Here is a 23,108-nt window from a genome sequence, read left to right as displayed (position 1 = left end):
AGAATATCATGGACTTGATTAGTAAGAAAAATCGTATCCTGCTAAAAGAACTCATTAAAACAGACTTTAAACTGCGCTATCAAGGCAGTGTCATCGGCTATCTCTGGTCGATTCTAAAGCCTTTGCTGCTGTTTATGATTATGTATTTGGTTTTCATCCGCTTTTTGCGTTTGGGAGGAGATGTGCCTCACTTTCCTGTAGCACTCTTGCTGGCCAATGTCGTCTGGTCTTTCTTTATGGAAGCGACCAGCATGGGAATGGTCTCTATCGTAACTCGGGGTGACCTGCTGCGCAAACTGAACTTTTCAAAATCGATCATTGTTCTTTCAGCGGTGTGCGGAGCCTTGATTAACTTCGGTATCAATTTGATTGTTGTGCTGATTTTTGCCTTGGTTAACGGTGTTCATATCGGCTGGAATGCTGTCTTTTCCATCCCGCTCTTTTTCGAGCTCTTTATCATGGCTTGGGGAGTAGCCCTTCTTTTGTCAACTCTCTATGTTAAGTTTCGGGATATCGGACAGATCTGGGAAGTTATCCTGCAGGCCGGGATGTATGCAACACCGATTATCTATCCTTTGACCTTTATCACTAATCAGGGACCTAAGGGAGTGCTGGCTGGTAAAATCATCATGCTCAATCCTTTGGCGCAGATGATTCAAGACCTGCGTTATCTTTTGATTGACAAGGCCAATCTAACCATCTGGCAGCTGATTAATCACTGGTGGTATTACGCTATTCCTTATGTACTGCCCTTTATCATTTTTGGCATCGGATTAGTTGTTTTCAATCGTAGTTCTAAGAGATTTGCGGAGATTTTATAATGACGAAAGACAATAATATTGCAGTAAAAGTTGACCATGTCAGCAAATATTTTAAGCTGCCTGTCGAATCGACAAACAGCTTGCGCACGACTTTGGTCAATCGTTTTAAAGGCGTTAAAGGCTATAAGAAACAGCACGTTCTGCGTGACATCAATTTTGAAGTGGAAAAAGGTGATTTCTTTGGAATTGTCGGCCGCAACGGATCGGGCAAATCAACGCTGTTAAAAATCATTTCACAAATTTATGTGCCTGAACAAGGCACTGTCAGCATTGACGGGAAGCTGGTTTCATTCATTGAGCTGGGAGTCGGCTTTAATCCTGAGCTGACAGGCCGTGAGAATGTCTATATGAACGGTGCTATGCTTGGTTTTTCAACGGAAGAAGTAGATGCCATGTATGATGACATCGTGGAATTTGCTGAGCTTAAGGAATTTATGAACCAAAAGCTTAAAAACTATTCCAGCGGGATGCAGGTTCGCTTAGCCTTTTCAGTTGCCATCAAGGCACAGGGAGACATTTTGATTCTTGATGAGGTCTTGGCTGTCGGTGATGAAGCTTTCCAGCGCAAATGTAATGACTACTTTATGGAAAGAAAAGAAAGCGGTAAGACGACTATCCTTGTAACCCACGATATGGCAGCAGTTAAGAAATACTGCAACAAGGCTGTCTTGATTGATGACGGTTTGATTAAAGCTTACGGTGAGCCTTTCAATGTTGCCAACCAATACAGTTTTGACAATACTGACAAGGTTGTTGATGACAATGGTGAGACAATTGAAGCTGATACTGCTAAAGAACAAGTCACACACATTGAGAATTTAGCGGTTAAGCTCCTGTCCGATAATCCGATGACACCTAAAAATAAGATTAAGTTTGAAATTTCTTATGATGTGCTCAACGATGTTCCAACCTACATTGCCTTATCATTGACCGATATTGACCGCAATATCTGGGTCTATAACGACAATTCAATGGATTATAAAACATCGGGTGCCGGTCATAAATCGGTGGTCTATGAATGTGATATCGCACATCTGAATGATATTAAACTGAAATTGGAAGTGACCGTTCGCGATGATGATAATCAAATGCTGGCCTTTTCTGATGCGAAGCAGACACCGATTATTGTTGTCCATCGTGATGATATTGAAGCAAATGATCTTTCGGCTCTGGATTCAGCCAGCGGTCTTTACCAACGCAACGGTCAGTGGCAATTTGGATAAGATAGGAAAGACGTATGAAGGTTTCCATTATTTGTACTAATTTTAACAAGGGAGACTGGATAGCGGAAGCTATGGACAGTTTTCTGGCTCAGCAGACAGATTTTCCTTTTGAAATTATTGTCGTTGACGATGCTTCAACCGATCAGTCACCGGATATTATGCGGCAGTATGGCGAGCGCTATCCTGATAAAATTAGGCCTTTCTTTAATGAGACCAACAAAGGTATCGCGAGAACCTGGATTGATATTTGCAAAGAAGCTAAGGGAGAATATATTGCCAGATGTGACGGTGATGATTATTGGACTGACAGCTGCAAACTTCAAAAACAAGTCGATCTGTTAGAAGCTTCTCCGGAATCCAAGTGGTCCAATACGGACTTTGATATGGTGGATCCAAAGGGAACTGTCATTCATAAGGATGTCCTGCAAAACGGTGTTATTCCATTTATGGATTCTTATGAGAAAATGCTTGCCCTAAAAGGCATGACCATGGCGTCTACCTGGCTTGTGGAGACGCAGCTGATGTTAGAGGTCAACAGTCAAATTGACAGCCATGCGGTTGATGACACCTTCAACATTCAGCTGGAGCTGTTTCGCAGGACAAAGCTAGCTTTCTTGAAAGATTCAACAACCGTTTACCGAATGGATGCCGAATCCGATTCCAGAACCAAAGATCCTGCTAAAATAGAACAGCGCTTTGACAAACTGTTAGCTACGCAGCTGGAATATATTGCCAAGTACCCTGACAGTGATTATAAAAAAGTTTTAGAATTTTTACTGCCCGAGCACAATGCTTTTGAGAAAGCCTTGGCTCAGAAAGGTGAGAACAGCTGGCACAATCAGCAGCTTACCATTTATTTGGACCGCGGCAAGGATCAGGCTTTCTCAGAAGATGACAGTCTGCATTTTCCTCTGGCGCACTCAGGCAAGCATCAGCTGACGCTTGCAGAAGATGTTCGAAAAATCCGAGTTGATTTGTCTGAAATTCAAAGTTATTACCGCAGGGTTTCTTTGGTTGATAGGCAATATGATACAGAAGTGCTGCCGGTTTGGACCAATGCCAAAGTGATTGGTGAAGCTTACTATTTTACAGCTCCTGATCCTCAGATTATCTATGAGATTCCCGAACATAAAGGCGGAAAATTTCAGCTGACCTACGAATGGTTCAATGCAGACAGACCCGATCAGCCCGACTTTGTTGCTAACAGCTTAGCAGAAGAACTGGCATCAGCAAGAACTGGATTAAAAGAATTCCTGTCTTATAAGTATCTCTACCAGGATGCTGTCTCTTCCAGGGATCAGTACCACAAGGAACTCAATGAAATGACCAACCGTTACAATGCGGTCATCAATTCCCGCCGCTGGCGTATTCCGACAAAAATTATCAATCTAATCAGGAGAAAGAAATGAAGCGTCTGCTTTTGTATGTCCATTTTAATAAATATAACCGCCTCAGCTCTCATGTCATCTATCAGCTGACACAGTTAAGACCGCTGTTTTCTAAAATTGTGTTTATCTCAAACAGCGAACTTGCCCCAGCTGACTTTGAACGGCTGAGAGAAGAGCATTTGATGGATCATTTTATTCAGCGTCAGAACTCCGGTTTTGATTTTGCAGCTTGGCGGGACGGTATGGCTTTTATCGGTTTTGATGAGTTAAAAACCTATGATTCCGTGACAACCATGAATGATACCTGCTTTGGTCCGCTTTGGGATATGGCGGCAGTCTATCAGAAATTTGAAGCAGATGAGGCCGTGGATTTTTGGGGACTGACCAATAACCGTGCAACCAAAGCCTTTCGTGAGCACATCCAAAGCTACTTTATTTCTTTCCAAAAGCCCGTTATCAATAGCAGTGCTTTCACAGAATTTTGGGAGAATGTCAGAGAGTACCAAGATGTTCAGGAGGTCATTGCTCATTATGAAACACAGGTGACAACTGTCCTTTTAGATGCCGGTTTTAAATACGGTGTGGTTTTTGACACACGTGAGGAAGATGCCAGCCAGCTTTTGCATGCTGATTTTTCCTACTATCATCCGACAGCTGTCTTAAACCACAAGGTTCCTTTTATTAAGGTCAAAGCTATTGACGCCAACCAGTCTATAACACCTTATCTCTTTAATGACATAGAGAGCAGATCGTCTTATCCTATTGATCTCATCGTTTCTCACATGTCAGAAATTAATTATCCTGATTTCAGTTATTTGCTGGGCCATAAGTACGTTAAAAGAAGGCCTGCTGCTGATTTGAGCGGACAAAAGATTGCTGTTCATCTTCATGTTTTTTACGTAGATTTGCTGGAAGAATTTTTGAGCAGCTTCACACATTTTCATTTTGCCTATGATTTGTTTATTACAACAGATCAGGAAAGCAAAAAAGAAGAGATTCTGGACATCCTGCATCAGCACGGCAGTCAGGCGCAGCTCTTTGTGACAGGCAATATCGGCCGCGATGTGCTGCCTATGCTGAAATTAAAAGAAGAGCTGTCACGATATGATTACGTCGGTCATTTTCATACCAAAAAATCCAAGGAAGCTGACTTTTGGGCCGGTGAATCTTGGCGCACGGAACTGATCAGCATGCTGATTAAACCGGCAGACACCATTCTTTCGGAGTTTGTCCGCAATCCAAAAATCGGTCTGGTTATTGCAGATATTCCGACTTTCTTTCGCTACAATAAGATTGTTACCGCTTGGAATGAGCACTTGATCGCACCGGAGATGAATGAGCTGTGGCAGAAGATGGGAATGAGCAAGACTGTTGATTTTGAAAACTTTCAGACCTTTGTCATGAGTTACGGAACCTTTGTCTGGTTTAAATACGATGCCTTAAAGCCGCTCTTTGACTTGGATCTGACAGATAAAGACGTGCCTTCAGAACCGCTGCCGCAAAATTCTATCCTGCATGCCATTGAGCGGCTGTTAGTCTATATCGCTTGGAATGAGCACTACGACTTTAGAATCTCTAAGAATCCGGTTGATTTAACACCATTCATTGACAATAAACTCTTAAACGAACGCGGCAATTCAGCACCGAATACCTTTGTTGATTTTAACCATATGGGAGGAATAAAGGGAGCTTTTAAATATATCTTCATCGGACCGGCCAGGGCAGTCAAATATATTATCAAACGCTCTCTTCAAAAGATAAAATCATGAAAAACAATCTTAAAAATATTAATTGGTTAAAGCTGGGCTATAGTTCACTTTTACTTCTTTCCATCTTTGGCATTAATTTTTTGACACTTAATAACAGCATCCTCAGTGATTTGGGACAAGCAGGCAAGAACATTCTGAGCCATCTTGGTTTTATGCCGTTTATCTTTGTCATTTCACTTGCCATCATTGCTTTTGATTTAGTCCGCAATATATCTTGGAAATTTGTAGGAAAGCTGGTCTTGGGCTATGTCATTTATTTGATTGTTGCTTATTTTCTACTGATTACCCGAAACCTGAATAATGAAAAGTTTAAATTGTGGGATTTTGCAGGAAACGATTTTTGGCAGGTTGAGTTTTTACCTATACTAATCCCGCTGGTCATTTCCGCTTTATTGATAAAAGCCTTGTTTGACTACCTGAAGCCTAAGCGCCTTAGAGGTGAATTACTCAAGGACTGTCAGACCTCCAATCTTTTGCTTGCAGGTCTGCTTGCCTCTGTCGCTGTTAATGATGGGCATTATATTAGTATCTTGCGTGAGGGCTTTATAAATTCAATTAAAACCAATCAATTTAATGATTACCTGCATAATGTCATCATAGCTTTAATACTTTCCTTGATAGGTCTTATTTTAATATCTTATACAGCTTTTCAATCGGGAAAAGATATTATTAAGAATCAGCCAAGTTGGTCTTTAGCTTTTGCAACTAGTGCTCTATTAGCGGTCATATTTAATTATACTTTACAGTTAGGAGTGGAAGATGACGCAATACTGTTGGGAAAGTATGTCTTTCCTGGAGCTACACTCTATCAGATTTGCCTGTTATTGGTCGTCTATCTTTTTGTATATTGCTTAATTAATAGGTATTTAATATCAACTATCATAATTGTGTCATCTGGTATTGTGATTTCAGTTGTAAATGCAGTTAAAGAAGGTATGCGCAGTGAGCCTTTATTAATTACCGATTTCGTTTGGTTGCAGCAGGTTGATTTATTAGTCAGCTTTGTTGATATAAAATTAGTTGTTTATACAGTCTTGTCTCTTGTGCTTGCTGTACTAATCTATCTTTTTTTAAGAAAAAGAATCTTTCCAGGAAAGATTATCAATCGAAAAAGAATTAGGCTCGTATTATTAACAGCTCTTGCGTTTTTGTCAGTATCGGTTTTTACTGTTTTTCGAAATGAGAAAGATGCTAAAATTGTCAATGGTTTTCCTATTATTTCTAAAGTAAACAATTGGTATGATATTAATTGGATGGGTTTTTCTACCAGTGCCCGATATAAGTCACTCATGTATGTTTGGACAAAGCAGCTAACTAAGTCTGTAATGGACACTCCAGATAATTATAGTGAGAAAGAAATAGGTAATCTTTCAAAAAAGTATACTAAACTGGCAAAAAAAATGAACGAAACGCGAAAAGAGAATATCTCTGATCAAACAGTTATTTATCTCTTAAGTGAAAGTTTCTCTGATCCAAAGAGAGTAGATGGGGTAACACTGTCTCGAGAAGTTATTCCTAATATCAAACAAATTAAAAAAACTACTACAAGTGGTTTGATGAAATCAGACGGCTATGGTGGCGGAACAGCTAATATGGAATTTCAAGCCTTAACCGGTTTACCATTTTATAATTTTTCGTCTTCCGTTTCAGTTTTATATACTGAGGTTGCTCCGGGAATGTCTGTATTCCCTTCACTCAGCAGTCAGTTTAAATCAAAAAATAGATTGGTGCTTCATCCTTCTGGAGCCAATAATTATGGCAGAAAAAATATTTATAAAAATCTTGGATTTAGTGATTTAGTTTTTACAACTGATTCAAAAGATAAGTTTTCAAATAAAAAATTTACAGGTGTCAGTGTTAGTGATGAGACACTCTATAATAACATTCTTCAACGTTTAGACACTACTCAGAATCAATTCTTTTCAGCCATAACGATGCAAAATCATGTACCATGGTCAGTGCCGGATCCTGCTGATGTTTCTGGTTCTGGCAAAGGGTTTACGGATGAGGAAAATAATAATTTATCAAATTATGCAAGACTTTTGACCCACACAGATGATTCAACTCAAGCATTTCTAAATAAGTTATCAAAAATTAATAAGAAAGTTACTGTAGTTTTTTATGGAGATCATCTTCCAGGATTTTATCCCGACAGTGCTTTTAGTTCTAATGAGGAGAGTAAATATCAGACGGATTACTTCATTTGGAGTAATTTTGAAACTTCTAAGATGAACTATCCATTGGTAAATTCAAGTGATTTCACTGCTGAATTACTTAAACAGACAAATTCGAAGGTGTCACCTTATTATGCACTCTTGACAGAAGTTCTAGATAATGCTAGTGTTGATAAAAAGAAACTTAATAAAAATCAAAAAGAAATAGCAGAGGATTTGAAATTGATTCAATACGATATAACCTTAGGGAAAGGATATGTCTTAAAACATAAAAATTTTTTTAAGATAGGAAAAAATAATGACTAAGTTATTAAAATTTGGAAATGCTGTTTTTTTTACACTGGCTTTCTTTTGGCTTTATTTTTCTATTTATTTTTTATTTCAATATGTTAATGTTGATTATGTAAATTTAAAAGAGTCTATTGCTAAATTGCTTGTTATCTTTACCATTGCTCTTTTTCTAGCGTTCTGGTTTAAAGTCCCTTTTATAAAGATGGTAAAAAAAGCAACTCATTTTTTGGCCGCTAATAAAATTTATGTTTTTGCTGCTATGCTTATTTTCCAGCTTGTTATACTGTTAACTAGTTTGGGACTCGCTTCAGCAGATACGACAGTTGTATACAAAATTGCTACAGATACTGGTTTTGCTTCCAAAAGTGATTATATCTCTATCTTCCCCAATAATTTTTTACTAGTGGTTTGGATGAAACTTAATTACTCTTTGTTTGGAAGAAATACAGTTTTTGCTTTGGCATGTTGGAATATCCTTTTTATTGATTTTTCAATACTGCTTAATTATCGTATTCATAAGAAAGTTTTTAATGAAGTTATTGCAAATATCTCTTTTATGATGTTAACACTGATTATTGGACTATCTCCGCAGCATATTTACACTTATTCAGATTCCGTTACTTTATTTTTACTAAGTTTGTTTTTATACACTGTAGTATATAATAAGTTTTCAAAAAGAAACTTTTTACTATCGGCTTTATCGGGTATTATTCTAGCCTTTGCTTATGGATTTAGACCGACAGTTATGATTTTTATCATTGCAGGTGCTCTTGTTCTGTTAAATAACTTACTTTCAGATACTGCGCGGCGTTCTGTTATAAATAGTGCAAAATTATTATTAATCGGGTTTGTTTTATTTATCTTTATTAATATAGGAATGTCATACGTCATTAAGCATCAAAAAGCCGTCAATTATGAACCTAAACAGAGCCGCACACTGCTGTATTTTGTTGATTTAGGGCTGACATATTCGGGCAATGTTCATTCTGAAATCTCTGAAAAAGTAAGAGAATCAGAAGGAAAGTCTAGAAATAAATTAGCACTTGCTGAAATTAAAACTAGACTCCATCAATATAAATTTAATACTTTTGTAGGGCATCTGTTCTATAAATATTACTGGGTCACCGGTGAAGGAATGTTTGGATGGTACCAAGAGAGAGTTTTAAATGAAAATCAAAGACTAAAGGTTCCATGGCTAAAAAGAATCCAAGATACAAAATTTGCTTCTTTGGTAAGAACGTACATTTATGTAGAAGGAGAAAATTATTTCTTCTATAATTTATTTATGCAGATTATTTGGATAGCCATTTCATTTGGCCTCTTTCTCAGTGCATTTTTCTTTAATACGAAGAGCTCCTACCAACTTTGGATGCAGATAACACTGTTTGGGGGAATAGTATTTTTAATGATTTTTGAGGGTGGAAGGACCCGGTATTTAATTCAATTTTTGCCTGCTATTGTTACCATGTCTTCAGTTGGTTGGTATCATTTATGTGAGAAAACTTTGAACAGGATAAAGGAGGTATCGTGATGAAAAAAAATCCTATTTTATTTATAGTAATTCCTTGTTACAATGAAGAAGAAGTGTTACCAATAACTGCTCCTGAGTTTTTGAAAAAACTAAATGATTTAATTGAAACAACTAAAGTGCATCATGATAGTAAAATCTTGTTTGTTGATGATGGCAGTAAAGATTCAACGTGGGAAAAAATAGTGAAATTTGCTGCTGACTACCCACAAATTATTGGAATAAGACAAAGCAGAAATAGAGGACATCAAAATGCTGTTTATGCTGGTTTGATGGAAAGCAAAGATAGAGCAGATATTACTATTTCAATTGATTGCGATGGCCAAGATGATATTAATGCTATGGATGAAATGATTGCAGAATATGATAAAGGTTCTGAAATTGTTTATGGTGTCAGAAATGACAGAGAAACTGATACCTTTTTTAAACGTACGACTGCCCAATCATTTTACAAAATAATGGAGTTTATGGGAGTCGAAAATATCTATAATCATGCTGATTACCGTTTAGTTTCTTCTAGAGTTTTAAAAGAGTTTGTTAATTTTAAAGAGGTTAATCTCTTTTTACGTGGGATGTTTCCGCTTGTAGGTTTTAAGAGTACTTCTGTTTACTATAAGAGATTTGAGCGAATGGCTGGGAAAAGCAAATATCCTATTAGTAAAATGTTAAATTTAGCTTTTGAAGGGATTACCAGTTTGAGTGTAAAACCAATACGGTTTGTTACCTTTTTGGGAATATTTGTCTCTGTCATAAGTTTTTTGATTATTATATGGATATTTATAGCTTATTTTACTCATAAAACGGTTTCGGGTTGGGCAAGCAATGCCACACTGATTTCTTTCTTTTGTGGAGTACAGTTAATATGCACTGGGATTATTGGAGAATATGTTGGGAAAATATACTTGGAAGTTAAAGGCAGACCAAAATATATTATCAGTGATAGAACTGAAGAATGATATTTAAATGTATCAATTTTTCGGCTAAATTATGTTGAGTTATATATTCCATGTGATATGATGAGAAGCATTTGAGTTTTTTGTACAATCACATGGTTTTTTTTGTGAATTAAAAAACTGTCACTCCTTTGAATGTACTTATACATTCAAAGGAGTGACAGAGTTCTAGAACTATTTTTTTATTTATTAAGCAGATATAAATTTCCACTTTTGTGCTAAGCTTCCATTTCGCACGTAGAGCTGTACATTGGTTCCTGCTTTTGCAGATCCGCCTGTGACATCTAGCAACATATTTTTACGTTTTGACACAATTTCAAAGAAACCTTTTGTACTGCTTTCTTTAATAATCCACTGCTGTGCCTCTGAATTATTAGGACTATAAATAGCAACATTAGTCCCGTTATAACTACCATTACCAACTGCATCCAAAGCTTTGCCTGATTTTTTAACTGTGATAGAGTAGTATCCATTATTTAAATATTTGATAACGAAAGTTTGTTTGGAATCAGAGAGATTAGGGTAGATTTGAACATTAGTATTGTCTGCAGATCCGCCTCCAGCTACATCAAGCCCCAATTTTTCATCTAATGCAGAAACAATGTGATAGATACCATCGGCTAATGTTCTCTTAGCATCAGAATCTACTGCTATGAATTTGAATTTCTGGGCGTCAGATCCATTAGCTTCATACATTCGAAGATTGGTGTTATTAACTATTTTTCCATCAGCAACATCCAAGCTTAAGCCACTTTGACGAGAAATGATTTCGAAGGTATTATTAAGACCATTTTGTTTTAAAATCCATTGCTGAGCTGCACTGCCATTGTAATCCCATAGCTGAACGTTAGTACCAACGTCGCGAGAAGCACTTGTAACATCAATAGATTTTCTAGTGTGTTTATGAATAAGTTTATAATAGCCATTGCCTAAATAAGATACGGTAAATACTTGTGAAGAATCTGAAGCGTTCTTATAAATTTGAATATTGGTACCATTAGCAGAAGCAGCAGCCGCTACGTCTATTCCATAATTTGGGTTCGCTGCTAACACAATGTGATAGTCACCATTTGAAATGGTTTGTCCCACTGAAGCAGACAGCTGGTCGACATTGTAACGTTTAATATTTGGTGTTGGTGTTCCTTTTAAATAAACATAACCTAAGAAAGTTCGTGCTATATTAGGCACCTGTGATTTAGAGTAATTTCCATAAGATACGCCTGTGTATCCATTCCAAGATGCTCCGTACACGCCGCCTTGAGAAATAGTTATAGTATTTCCGTTAATATTTTCAACAAATGCCACGTGCCCGTAGTTTTCATATCCAGCTGCTGTTGTGTAGCGCCAAACTGCAAGGGCATATTTAGCCGGTTCATTTCCTTTAGGATAATTGAGGGTGTACCACCAGTTTGAGGCACCGGCTACTCCGCTTGGAGATGTCCCTGTAGGAGGAAGTGTAATCCCCAAAAGATCTTTTACCCGATGATTGCACCATAAAACACAGCCTCCATTGCTGTAATCACGACTGTAGTAGGCATTTGCAGTTGCTTTATTGACTGCCTTAGTATTCGATTGAGGCAATGTAATTTTATTGTTAGAATTTTCGTTATCCAAGATATGTTCAGGGGCATTATCCTGAAAGGCTGCGGTTTTATTGAGAGATGAGGTGCTTTCTTTTAAAGACTCATCTTTTTCTATAGCTGAAGCATCCTGGTTATAATCTGAATTCGTTTTGATTGGGATTTTCTCTGAATGATTCTCTTGTGATGATGAAGTAACAGTGTTTGCTGAATTTGTCACATCATTTTCAGCAACATCATCACTGCTTGTTTCAAGAGTTGAAACATCAGAAGCAGCGGTGCTATTTGTTTGAGAATTAGTTGCCGTATTACTTGCTTCAGCTATTTTTTCTTCTGTGACTGTTCCTTCGTTAACAACCGCATTGGTAGAAGTGGTTTCTGCTTCAGAAGTTAAAGGTATAGGCGGTGTGCTCGTTTCATCATCTGCCCGGACAATTGCGCCAGAAGATATAGCAGCTGTTCCAATAGCTACTGCAGCTAGTCCTGTTAAGGCCAATTTATTTAAATTGACCTCTGTTTTAATCCTATGTTTAACCATTTTCTTGTTACTTTTAACCATAAGATTAACCTCCTTTATTTTTATTATCATTATAGACAATTAATAATTCGAAAAACAGTATTATTAATAGATGTATGTATAAAAAATTTTAATCTTAGTAAACACTAATTGGAGTAGCTTACAAACATTTTTTATGATTTTAAACAATAAGCGCTCCTAGAAAAACCATCTTTCTTCCCAAATTTTATCTCAGTTCTTCGAATAAGATAAGTGAGATCAAACAAGAGGGAGATTTTTTGTGAAAAAGTTTAAAGCGGCACTTTTGGCAACTGGTATTTTGGGCATGGCGGCTGCGACGGATTATACTGCGGCTGATGTAAAGGATGTTCCGGCAAGAATCAGCCACTACAACAAACAGTTTGGGACCTTTGATATTGAGGCTAATCAGGCCTCAAACGGCAAGACTGTTCGGTCTTTGGATGTGGCGGTTTGGTCAGAAGAAGGCGGACAGGATGATATGCACTGGTATTCGGCTGATAATACTGGAAATGACTCGCTAACCGCCCATTTTGATCCTGCCAATCATGCCAGTAAGGCTGGCAGTTATGCGGTTCATGCGTATATGACCTATACTGATGGCAGCAGGCACGGTGTGGACTTAGGAAAGCAGGAGATTACACTGGCTGAGCCCCAGCTGGCTCTGACTCAAGCTGGTATTCAGATATTTTCCAAATTAACACCAAGCAAAGAAGCTCAGCTGGTTTCAGCGGTTTGGTCCGATGAAAACGGTCAGGACGATCTTAAGTGGTATGAAGCCGATGCTGCCGGGTATGCTCTGGCTGATTATGCCGGTCACAAAGATTACGGAACTTACCATATTCATACCTACCTAAAGCAAGATGGGAAGATGCTGCCTGTTGCGGCTCAGACCTTGCAGCTTCCCCGAGCTAATGTCAGCTGTCGGATTAATAAGGTAAAGGATACGCGGTATGAAGCTATCATCAGCAATGTCCCTCCTTATATGAGCGCTGTCTATGTGCCTGTTTGGAGTGAGCAAAACGGACAGGATGATATTCAGTGGTACCGGGCAGAAAAAGAGGCAAATGGGACGTTTAAGGCGGCAATCACTTTAAAAAAGCATGATTTTAATCTTGGAGCATACCAGCTTCACCTGTATGGGAGCGGTCCTTTAGGAGAATGGAACTTAGAAGGCATGACCTCGTCTGCTTTTAATGTGGAAACGATAGCAGCTTATGAGGATCCGCAACTAACTGTCCCTAATCATAATCCAGAAAAAGGAACTTTTGATGTCAGTGCTGCTGAGACCGATGACTCCAAGTCTATCAACTCAATCAGCATCGCTGTTTGGTCAGATGAGGATCAAGCTGATTTGTACTGGTACGAATCAGATCAAGTGTCAAACGGACAGGTTTCCCTTACTGCTGACGTGAAAAAACATGGCAATAAGAGCGGCAGTTATAATGTTCACGCTTATATTCATTACACAGACGGGACCTCAACAGGCCATATCCTGCCCAATTTGCAGCTTAATAAATCAGAACCTTTGCCTCTTACGGAGACTGCTGCACCGAGAATTATCACCTATACCGGCGAGACCAATACCTATCCGGTCGGCCAATGTACTTGGGGTGTCAAGGAACTGGCGCCTTGGGCACCGAATTGGCTGGGCAATGGCGGTCAGTGGGCAGCCTCTGCGCGTGCCAAGGGCTTTAGGACAGGAAATGACGCACAGATTGGTGCTATTGCCTGCTGGGATGACGGCGGCTATGGGCATGTTGCTTATGTGACACATGTGGAAAATAATAACCGCATTCAAGTCAAGGAAGCAAACTACCAGAACCAGCAGTATATTGCCGACTTTCGCGGCTGGTTTGATCCAACTGACTCTTATTTGGGAGGTCTTACCTACATCTATCCGGACTAAGCCCGACAGTAAAACCAGCACTGTCTTTCACAAAAGGAGCACTTGTTTGAATCAGCAAAGGTATGTGTTTGAGAGAGGCGGGCTTGCCTTGCGTGAGTACAGAATTGTTTAAGATAAGGGCTTGATTGCAGTTTAAAAGCAGGCTGCCGGTTTTTTAGTATCAAAAAATTGTCAGCTGATTTTTTTTGTGATACAGTAATTCTATTATGAAATCAAGGAGTTGTTTGTATGACAAAACAATATGATTATATTGTTATCGGCGGCGGTTCCGGAGGGATTGCCTCTGCCAACCGTGCTGCAATGCACGGTGCTAAAGTTGTTCTTTTTGAAGCAAAAGAAGTCGGCGGAACCTGTGTTAATGTTGGCTGTGTGCCTAAAAAGGTTATGTGGTACGGCGCGCAGGTTGCGGACACGATTAACACCTATGCGTCAGACTACGGCTTTGATATAGGAGAAAAAGCTTTTGACTTTCAAGTGTTAAAGAAAAATCGTCAGGCTTATATTGACCGCATCCACGCCTCTTATGAACGTGGTTTTGACAGTAACGGTGTTGACCGTGTGTATGACTATGCGACTTTTGTGGACAGTCATACGGTCGAATCAGGAGGAGAACGCTATACAGCACCGCACATTTTAATTGCGACGGGCGGACACGCTCTCCTTCCTGATATTCCGGGTAAGGAATATGGCATTACTTCAGATGGTTTTTTTGAATTAGATGCCGTTCCCAAACGTACAGCTGTTGTCGGTGCCGGCTATATCGCTGTTGAGCTGGCTGGTGTCCTTCATGCCTTAGGCAGTCAGACGCATCTTTTTGTCCGCCGTGACCGTCCTCTCCGAAAATTTGATAAGGAAATTGTTGAGACACTGGTTGACAGTATGAAAGAAGACGGTCCTGAACTGCATACTTTTGCTGTGCCGAAGGAAGTCATTAAGAACGCGGATAGCAGTTTGACTTTGGTTTTGGAAAACGGCGAAGAATACACAGTTGACACGCTGATTTGGGCAATTGGACGTAAGGCAAACACCAAAGGCTTTAATTTAGAAGCAACAGGCGTTGCTCTCAATAAAAAAGGTTTTATTGCCACGGATGAATTTGAAAATACCAATGTTGAAGGGCTTTATGCACTGGGAGATGTCAATGGCAAGTTGGAGCTGACCCCTGTTGCAGTGGCGGCAGGCCGCCGTCTGTCAGAGCGTTTGTTTAACAATAAGCCCAAAGAAAAATTAGACTACAATAATGTACCAACAGTTATTTTCAGTCACCCAGCTATCGGTTCGGTTGGGCTGTCAGAAGAAGCTGCTCTGGCTCAATACGGTGAGCAGGAAGTAAAGGTTTATCGATCAGCCTTCACTTCCATGTATACAGCAATTACCAGCCACCGTCAGGCTTGCAAGATGAAACTGGTGACAGTTGGACCAGATGAAAAAGTTGTCGGTCTGCACGGCATCGGCTACGGTGTAGATGAGATGATCCAAGGTTTTGCTGTTGCGATTAAAATGGGAGCTACCAAGGCTGATTTTGACAATACGGTGGCCATTCATCCGACAGGGGCTGAAGAATTTGTCACCATACGCTAAGAATAAAAACAAGGTTCAGCTGAGCCTTGTTTTTTTAAGCAAATAATGTCTGACTTCTGAAATGAAATAGAGCGAGCCCGTTACGACAAAGAGATCATTGGACCTCTCAGCTCGCTTCAGCCAAGAACGGTAGTCTTTTATCTTGGGATAGCCGTCAGGGTAATCCTGCAGCGGCTGCGCCTCATAAAAAGAGAAAGTGGTCAGCGTAACATCAAAGGAGGCAAGGAGCTTCAGCATCTCTTCCAGCGGTTTTCTCTTCAGGCCGGCAAAGAGAATATGAATTGTTTTGTCAGGAAATTCGTCCTCGAGCAGCTGAATCAGCTTTTTAATGCTGTCTTCATTGTGAGCGCCGTCAAGCAGCAGATTGTCTGCAATCAATTCGCTTCGCCCCGGCCATAGGGCTGACTGAAGTCCCGTTTTTATGATGTCCGTCGTCAATTTGGGAAACCTTTGAGAAAGAATGAGGCTGGTCATGGCAGCCAGACTGGCATTGATTTTTTGATGGCGGCCCGGCATTTTCAAACGAATATCGGCAATAGCTGCCAGTTTGCTGCTAAAATCAAATGTTTTGCCTTTCTCGTTAATTGAAAAATCTTTCCCGAATTCATAAGCAGGACTTTTCATTTGCTGAGCAGCTTGGTAGAAAACGGGCTTGAGCTCATCTGTCATCGGTCCAAAGATGAGAGGCACTTTTTGGTCAAGTGCACCGAGTTTTTGCTGTGCAATTTCTGTCAGGCTGTTGCCCAGTGTTTCGGTGTGGTCTTTGCTGATGGAAGGACAGACAAAAGCCAAAGCCTTGAAAACATTGGTAGAGTCGTGCAGTCCTCCGATGCCCGCTTCAATCAGAGCGATGTCAACCGGATTTATCTGTCCAAAATACACAAACATCATAAAGGTAATGATTTCAAACTCGGTTGGCTGACCGAGCGAAGAAGTGTTTTGCAGCTTGTCAACAAGAGGCCTTACTGTTTGAGCTAGGTGAGTGAGGTCGTCATCAGAAATAGGCTGTCCGTTAATTGCGAAGCGTTCATTGAAACGAGTAATAAAAGGGGACGTAAATGTTCCTGTTTTATAACCGGCTCCAGTCAGTATATGCTGGAGGAAGCTGACAGTAGACCCCTTGCCGTTGGTGCCGACGATATGGACTGCAGAGAGATTTTGCTGAGGATTGCCGACGTTTTCAAGAAGAAAGGCCATCCGTTTTAAATCAGGCCTGCGTCCATTGGCTTTGAAAGAGTGGATCCATTCCAGTGTTTGCTGATAGTTCATATCTTATCCTTTGACAGTTTTGATTCATTTTATTATATCATTATCTCTGATGGACAAGGTCAAAAGATGACAAAGCTTGGGCAAAATAAAAAGGCTGGAAACTGATATTTCCCGCCTTTTGAAATTATTGAGCAGTATCAGCACTGTCCGCGCTGCCTTGCTGATCTTGTTGCTGGCTATTAGCTGCCGATGTCTGGTTTTGAGCAGCAGCATTGCTGTCGCTGTCGTCTGCGACTGTCGTTGCCGCTTGATTTTGAGCAGCAGAATTGTTACTGTTGCCGGCAGCGTTGCTGTCAGCAGCTTCGCCGGCCTGAGCACTATCAGCATTGCCACTGTTGCCTGCATCTGAATTATCGACTTCTTTTTCTTTGATAATAGTGGTTTTAGAAGTCGTATCGTTTTTATCGCTGTTGGCATTGTTGCGGTAATTGTTGATAGTAATCAAGGCTGTGATAATACCCAGAACCCCAGCGACAATAGCAACTGTCTTTTGAAGGGCTGAAAAGCCGGTTTTGATATGTTCAGTCGGACGTCTGCGGTTTTGTCCTTTAGGATTTTTATTAGGTTGTTGACGACGAGAATAATTGTTTGCCATGTTTCCTCCTTTTTTATAATATTATACGCTTTTTCCCTAAAAAAGCCATAAAAAAAGTCGTTCTTATTTTCGAAAGAAGTATAAGGAAATATGATATAATGTAGCTATTGTATTAAAAAAGGTGATAAGAATGATTTATTTTGATAATTCAGCGACTACCCTTCCTTATCCGGAGGTAATCAAAACCTATAAGGAAGCGGCAGCTAAGGTTTTTGGAAATCCCTCCAGCCTGCATCGTTTGGGCAGCCAGGCAACGCGGATTTTGCAGGCCTCCAGACAGCAGATTGCAGATCTTTTGGGCAAGTCTGCCGAGGAGATTTTTTTCACGTCCGGCGGAACGGAAGGAGATAATTGGGTCATTAAAGGTGTGGCTTTTGAGAAAAAGCACTATGGCAAACACATCATCGTTTCTGATATTGAACACCCGGCTGTCAAAGAATCTGCCAAGTGGCTGCAAAGTCAGGGCTTTGAAGTTGATTTTGCTCCTGTTGATGCCAAGGGATTTGTTGATGTCAAGGCTTTGGCTGACTTAATCAAACCTGAGACAACGCTGATTTCTGTCATGGCCGTTAACAATGAGATCGGTTCTGTTCAGCCGATTGAGGCTATTTCTAAACTTTTGGCTGATAAGCCGACCATTTCCTTTCATGTGGATGCTGTTCAGGCTGTTGGCAAGGTGGCAAAAGAAGCTTATTTGACTGACCGTGTTGATTTTGCTACTTTTTCCGGTCATAAGTTTCATTCGGTGCGCGGGGTTGGCTTTGTCTATAAAAAAGCGGGCAAGCGGATTTCTCCCCTTTTAAACGGCGGCGGGCAGGAAGCAGGGCTCAGAAGCACGACTGAAAACGTGGCCGGTATTGCAGCAACTGCCAAGGGTTTGAGAATGGTGCTTGATAAAGAAGCAGCAGCACAAAAAAAGCTTCACGCAATCAAAGAGACTCTTGCAGACAGTTTGTCTGGCTATGATGATGTTACCCTTTTTTCAGGAAATGATCAGTTTGCGCCTAATATTCTGACTTTTGGCGTTAAGGGTGTCCGCGGTGAGGTGCTGGTACATGCTTTTGAAGATCATGATATTTATGTATCGACAACCAGTGCCTGCTCATCAAAAGCGGGCAAACCTGCAGGGACCCTGATTTCAATGGGCATCCCTGCCAAATTGGCTCAGACCGCTGTTCGGATCAGTCTGGACGATGATAATGATATGAGTCAGGCTGAACAGCTTTTGACCGTTTTTAAGCAGATATACCAACAGACCAAAAAAGTCAGGTAACCTCCAGCTTAAACCATGCAAAGCCGGAAAAAATCAAACACAGAGCTGAGATGTTGAATATCTAAAAAAGATTTCTGTGCATTAAGCTGATCAGTATTTTTCGTTCTGTGTTTTTTAACGGTGTATTTTTAGAAAGGAATAGAATACGGTCCTAAAAAGTCGATAATTCAGGCAGCGCTGCCGTTAAATTGCAGCTTTGCTGAATAGTGATTGTTTTGAGGGCTTTTGTATCTTTATATTATGCAGTATTCAGAAATTATGGTACGTTACGGAGAGCTGTCTACCAAGGGCAAAAACCGTATGCGTTTCATCAATCAATTAAAACGAAATATAAAACATGTCTTATCGGTTTATCCTGATGTCAGGATTGCAGCGGATCGGGACCGTGCTCATGTGTATTTAAATGGAACGGACTATCATCCTGTGGCCGAATCGCTTAAGCAGATTTTTGGTATTCAGGCCTTCTCTCCTTCTTACAAGGTTGAAAAGGATGTTGCTGTCTTGGAAAAAGCGGTGCAGGAAATCATGACCGGTCTTTACCGTGACGGGCTGACCTTCAAGATTTCAAGTAAGCGGAGTGACCATTATTTTAAACTTGACAGCCGTGAGCTCAATCAAGTATTGGGCAGTGCTGTCTTTGAGGCTTTGCCGCAGATACAGGCCCAGATGAAACATCCTGATATTACCCTCAAGGTTGAAATTCGCGAGGAGGCAGCTTACCTGTCTTATGAAAATATTAAAGGAGCCGGCGGGCTGCCGGTAGGTACTGCCGGGAAGGGCATGCTCATGCTGTCGGGGGGCATTGATTCACCGGTAGCCGGCTATCTTGCTTTGAAGCGCGGCGTTGATATTGAAGCTGTTCACTTCGCCAGTCCCCCTTACACTAGTCCTGGTGCGCTTAAAAAAGCTCATGATCTGACCCGTAAACTGACGAAATTTGGCGGCAATATCCAATTTATAGAGGTACCCTTTACAGAAATTCAGGAAGAAATCAAAGAAAAAGCACCTGAAGCTTATCTGATGACTCTGACGCGGCGCTTTATGATGCGGATTACGGATCGTATCCGTGAGCAGCGCGAAGGCTTAGTCATCATTAACGGAGAAAGTCTGGGTCAGGTTGCCAGTCAGACTCTGGAATCCATGCGGGCTATTAATGCAGTGACTGCGACGCCTGTTATTCGACCGGTTGTGACCATGGATAAGCTGGAAATTATTGATATTGCAGAAAAAATCGATACCTTTAACATTTCCATTCAGCCTTTTGAAGACTGCTGTACCATTTTTGCACCGGATCGGCCAAAAACCAATCCAAAGATTAAAAATGTTGAACAGTATGAATCCAGACTGGATGTTGATGGCTTAGTTGCGCGTGCTGTGGGTGGTATTAAGGTTACAGAAATTACACCGCAGACCCAAGAGACTGATGAAGTAGATGATTTGATTGCTGATTTATTGTAATGCTGCTAAGGCAGCAAGGCCGGAGTGCTCCGGCCTTTTTTGCGGTTACTGAGGTGAATTGTTCCAACTTAAACGCTGTCGGTCTAACGAACCATTTTGTGAGCTGAACTGAATCTTGACATTTAAAAGAGCAGCAGTTTTAATCAAATGTGAGAGCAAATTTTTTTTTTGATTTCGTGGTCTCTTTAATGAGGCAGAAAAAATTATGATATAATAGATAAAACTGTTGCACCGCCATTTTCCCTTGATGGAGAGGTGATAAAGATGGAAAAGAAAAGGTTTACAAAGGATCGTAAAAAAGAAGAAACTCTTGTTTTGTCTGTTTGTTTCGGGATTTTGATGCTATTGCTGCTGATCTATCATTTCATGGACAAAGATAAAAGTGAAGTGAGAAAGAGTACCGGTGATCAGGCTAAAACGGCCCGTGTCGTGGCAAACGGCGACATTCTCTATCATGATATTCTTTATACGAGTGCCAGAAAAAGTGACGGCTCTTACGATTTCAATCCCTACTTTGAATACGCTAAAGAGTGGATTTCTAAAGCCGACCTTGCTATTGGAGATTTTGAAGGAACCATCAGTCCAGATTTTCCTTTGGGAGGCTATCCCTTGTTCAATGCACCGCCGGCTGCTGCCCAGTCTATGAAAGATACCGGATATGATGTTGTCGATTTAGCTCACAACCATATTCTTGATTCTCAGCTGTCCGGTGCCTTGAATACGGTAAAAACTTTTAATGATTTGGGACTGGATACCATTGGCATTTACAAGAAAAATCGGGCAAAAGAGACATTTCTGATTAAAACTGTCAACGGCATCAAAATAGCTATTTTGGGTTATGCTTACGGCTATAACGGTATGGAAGCCAATCTGACGAAAAAAGAACGGGCAGCTCATCTTTCCAATCTCAATCAAAAGAAAATCAAGGCGGAGCTTAAAGAAGCTGAAAAGAAAGCAGATGTTACCATTGTTATGCCGCAGATGGGAACGGAATATGCTCTTGAGCCAACGGCTGAGCAAAAAACGCTCTACCACAAGATGGTTAAATGGGGAGCAGATGTTATTTTCGGCGGTCATCCGCATGTAGCAGAGCCTTCTGAAACCCTGAAAAAAGACGGAGAAAAAAAGTTCATCATTTATTCTATGGGCAATTTCATCTCTAATCAGTCCTATGAAAATCTGCAAAATTATTGGACAGAGCGCGGGCTGCTTATGGATGTTACGTTTGAGAAAAAAGCAGACAAGACAGCTATCAAAACGGTCAAAGCCCACCCGACCATGGTCTGGTCTTGGGGAAAGGGTGAAACAGGTGCAGAAGGTTATGAATACAAGGACTACCGAGTTTTGATTTTGGAAGATTTTATTAAGGGCGGCAAATACCGCCACAAGCTGGATGATGCGATGAAAGATAAAGTTGATACGGCCTATAAAGAAATGACAGATTTGGTAGACTTGAAATGGTAGCTTCTATTTCTATAAAATAAGCTGCCTAAAAATGCCTTATAATTTAGATTATTTGCTTGAAATGAAAAGATAAACATGTTACAATATAAAAGTTGACTAAATGCACACCCTGTGCAACCGCACGAACACCGTTCCAAGCAGTTTCGTACTCACGGTGCAAGGCGAGTCTTCACATGAGGGAAACCTCAAACAATATTTTATAGGAGGTGCATAATGAGCACATACGCAATTATTAAAACTGGCGGAAAACAAGTTAAAGTTGAAGTAGGACAAGCAATCTACGTTGAAAAGCTTGATGTTGAAGCCGGATCAGAAGTAACATTTAACGAAGTTGTTCTTGTCGGCGGCGACAAAACGGTTGTCGGTACTCCGATTGTTGAAGGAGCTACAGTTGTCGGTACTGCTGAAAAGCAAGGTAAACAAAAGAAAGTTGTTACTTTCAAATACAAACCTAAAAAAGGCAGCCACCGCAAACAAGGTCACCGTCAGCCTTATACAAAAGTTGTTATCAGCGCTATCAACGCTTAATCATTCTCTCTATGATTCAAGCAACCTTTATTCGTCATGACGGCCTGCCGGAAAGCATTCAGCTGACCGGACATGCCGGCAGCGGTGAATATGGCTTTGATATTATCTGTGCAGCTGTTTCAGCCCTAGCGATGAATTTTGTTAATTCGCTTGAAGCTCTGGCAGACTGCAAGGCCGCTTTAGATGTAAATGAAATTGATGGTGGTTACATGAAGGTTGATCTTTCACATGTAACGCACAAAAGAGATGAGAAAGTACAGCTTTTGTTTGACAGCTTTCTCTTAGGCATGACTAATTTGGCGGAAAATTCATCCGAATTTGTATCCGTCAGGGTCATCGAAAATTAATTGAAAAGAGGATACAACATTATGTTAAAAATGAATCTTGCTAACTTGCAGCTTTTCGCCCACAAAAAAGGTGGCGGTTCTACATCAAACGGACGTGATTCAGAAAGCAAGCGCCTCGGTGCCAAAGCTGCCGACGGTCAAACTGTTTCAGGCGGTTCAATCCTTTACCGTCAGCGCGGAACTCATATCCATCCCGGAGTTAATGTAGGCCGCGGCGGAGATGATACACTCTTTGCCAAGGTTGAAGGTGTGGTACGTTTCGAACGTAAAGGCCGCGATAAAAAACAAGTTTCTGTTTACCCAATCGCAAAATAAATAAAAAAGAGGGCTGGGCGAATTTTCGCTCAGCCCTCATGCTTTAAAAGCAACTCTTAACGCAGTGGTTGGAAGTAAGACTTGTTGGCTACCCCAACTTAGTCTTG

Annotated in this window: 18 protein-coding genes and 1 other annotated feature; of the genes, 15 read left to right on the top strand and 3 right to left on the bottom strand. The window is 40.5% G+C overall.

Features of this window, described 5'->3' with window-relative positions:
* The first annotated feature begins 8 nt into the window (after positions 1–8).
* The 7 genes from AC4HAN_RS01225 to AC4HAN_RS01195 are packed head-to-tail and all read left to right on the top strand — an operon-like array spanning position 9 to position 10,150.
* Positions 9–821: an ABC transporter permease gene (locus AC4HAN_RS01225; protein WP_491090663.1), complete on the top strand. Its 813-nt coding sequence runs from the start codon at positions 9–11 to the stop codon at positions 819–821.
* The gene (locus AC4HAN_RS01220) at positions 821–2,044 is read left to right on the top strand and encodes an ABC transporter ATP-binding protein (RefSeq protein WP_491090662.1); all 1,224 of its coding nucleotides are present in this window, start codon (positions 821–823) and stop codon (positions 2,042–2,044) included. Before AC4HAN_RS01225 ends, AC4HAN_RS01220 begins: the two co-directional genes overlap by 1 nt.
* Before the next feature lie 14 nt (positions 2,045–2,058).
* Entirely contained in the window at positions 2,059–3,453 is a 1,395-nt protein-coding gene (locus tag AC4HAN_RS01215; protein WP_491090660.1) for a glycosyltransferase family 2 protein, read from the top strand.
* Positions 3,450–5,201, top strand: coding sequence for a rhamnan synthesis F family protein (locus tag AC4HAN_RS01210; protein ID WP_491090658.1), 1,752 nt, complete (start codon positions 3,450–3,452; stop codon positions 5,199–5,201). Before AC4HAN_RS01215 ends, AC4HAN_RS01210 begins: the two co-directional genes overlap by 4 nt.
* Entirely contained in the window at positions 5,198–7,681 is a 2,484-nt protein-coding gene (locus AC4HAN_RS01205) for an LTA synthase family protein (RefSeq protein WP_491090657.1), read from the top strand. Before AC4HAN_RS01210 ends, AC4HAN_RS01205 begins: the two co-directional genes overlap by 4 nt.
* The gene (locus AC4HAN_RS01200) at positions 7,674–9,197 is read left to right on the top strand and encodes a glycosyltransferase family protein (protein ID WP_491090656.1); all 1,524 of its coding nucleotides are present in this window, start codon (positions 7,674–7,676) and stop codon (positions 9,195–9,197) included. The genes AC4HAN_RS01205 and AC4HAN_RS01200 overlap by 8 nt, the downstream gene beginning before the upstream one ends.
* A complete protein-coding gene (locus AC4HAN_RS01195) occupies positions 9,197–10,150 on the top strand; it encodes a glycosyltransferase family 2 protein (RefSeq protein WP_491091111.1) in 954 nt (317 codons plus the stop codon). The genes AC4HAN_RS01200 and AC4HAN_RS01195 overlap by 1 nt, the downstream gene beginning before the upstream one ends.
* A gap of 186 nt (positions 10,151–10,336) precedes the next feature.
* On the opposite strand, the gene AC4HAN_RS01190 is transcribed toward AC4HAN_RS01195, so the two are convergent.
* Entirely contained in the window at positions 10,337–12,286 is a 1,950-nt protein-coding gene (locus AC4HAN_RS01190; RefSeq protein WP_491090655.1) for an RICIN domain-containing protein, read from the bottom strand.
* A 238-nt stretch (positions 12,287–12,524) separates the two neighbouring features.
* Between AC4HAN_RS01190 and AC4HAN_RS01185 the strand changes: the two genes are divergently transcribed.
* Together AC4HAN_RS01185 and gorA are read left to right on the top strand one after the other, a co-directional pair.
* Positions 12,525–14,171, top strand: coding sequence for a GBS Bsp-like repeat-containing protein (locus AC4HAN_RS01185; protein WP_491090654.1), 1,647 nt, complete (start codon positions 12,525–12,527; stop codon positions 14,169–14,171).
* A gap of 228 nt (positions 14,172–14,399) precedes the next feature.
* Positions 14,400–15,752 carry a glutathione-disulfide reductase gene (gorA, locus tag AC4HAN_RS01180; RefSeq protein WP_491090652.1) on the top strand — a complete coding sequence of 451 codons (1,353 nt, stop codon included), beginning with the start codon at positions 14,400–14,402 and terminating at the stop codon, positions 15,750–15,752.
* A 15-nt stretch (positions 15,753–15,767) separates the two neighbouring features.
* Here the strand turns inward: gorA and AC4HAN_RS01175 are convergent, their stop codons facing one another.
* Positions 15,768–17,021 carry a bifunctional folylpolyglutamate synthase/dihydrofolate synthase gene (locus AC4HAN_RS01175; RefSeq protein ID WP_491090650.1) on the bottom strand — a complete coding sequence of 418 codons (1,254 nt, stop codon included), beginning with the start codon at positions 17,019–17,021 and terminating at the stop codon, positions 15,768–15,770.
* A 124-nt stretch (positions 17,022–17,145) separates the two neighbouring features.
* The gene (locus AC4HAN_RS01170) at positions 17,146–17,616 is read right to left on the bottom strand and encodes a DUF6556 family protein (RefSeq protein ID WP_491090648.1); all 471 of its coding nucleotides are present in this window, start codon (positions 17,614–17,616) and stop codon (positions 17,146–17,148) included.
* 130 nt (positions 17,617–17,746) lie between these two features.
* Here AC4HAN_RS01170 and AC4HAN_RS01165 point away from each other — a divergent pair, with 130 nt between their 5' ends.
* The 6 genes from AC4HAN_RS01165 (at position 17,747) to rpmA (ending at position 23,001) form a co-directional block, all read left to right on the top strand.
* The gene (locus AC4HAN_RS01165; RefSeq protein WP_491090647.1) at positions 17,747–18,889 is read left to right on the top strand and encodes a cysteine desulfurase family protein; all 1,143 of its coding nucleotides are present in this window, start codon (positions 17,747–17,749) and stop codon (positions 18,887–18,889) included.
* Positions 18,890–19,129: 240 nt separating this feature from the next.
* Positions 19,130–20,347 carry a tRNA uracil 4-sulfurtransferase ThiI gene (gene thiI, locus AC4HAN_RS01160; protein WP_491090646.1) on the top strand — a complete coding sequence of 406 codons (1,218 nt, stop codon included), beginning with the start codon at positions 19,130–19,132 and terminating at the stop codon, positions 20,345–20,347.
* A gap of 339 nt (positions 20,348–20,686) precedes the next feature.
* Positions 20,687–21,811: a CapA family protein gene (locus AC4HAN_RS01155; RefSeq protein WP_491091110.1), complete on the top strand. Its 1,125-nt coding sequence runs from the start codon at positions 20,687–20,689 to the stop codon at positions 21,809–21,811.
* Positions 21,812–21,916: 105 nt separating this feature from the next.
* Positions 21,917–21,990: a sequence feature (ribosomal protein L21 leader region), on the top strand.
* Positions 21,991–22,024: 34 nt separating this feature from the next.
* On the top strand, positions 22,025–22,339 hold the full coding sequence (rplU, locus tag AC4HAN_RS01150; protein WP_491090645.1) for a 50S ribosomal protein L21: 315 nt from the start codon (positions 22,025–22,027) through the stop codon (positions 22,337–22,339).
* 11 nt (positions 22,340–22,350) lie between these two features.
* Entirely contained in the window at positions 22,351–22,686 is a 336-nt protein-coding gene (locus AC4HAN_RS01145) for a ribosomal-processing cysteine protease Prp (protein ID WP_491090644.1), read from the top strand.
* Positions 22,687–22,707: 21 nt separating this feature from the next.
* Positions 22,708–23,001 carry a 50S ribosomal protein L27 gene (gene rpmA, locus AC4HAN_RS01140; RefSeq protein ID WP_491090643.1) on the top strand — a complete coding sequence of 98 codons (294 nt, stop codon included), beginning with the start codon at positions 22,708–22,710 and terminating at the stop codon, positions 22,999–23,001.
* The last annotated feature ends 107 nt before the right edge of the window (positions 23,002–23,108 follow it).

The organism is Streptococcus sp. ELY_86, from assembly GCF_058314495.1.
This window is presented reverse-complemented; position numbering and strand designations above follow the sequence as displayed.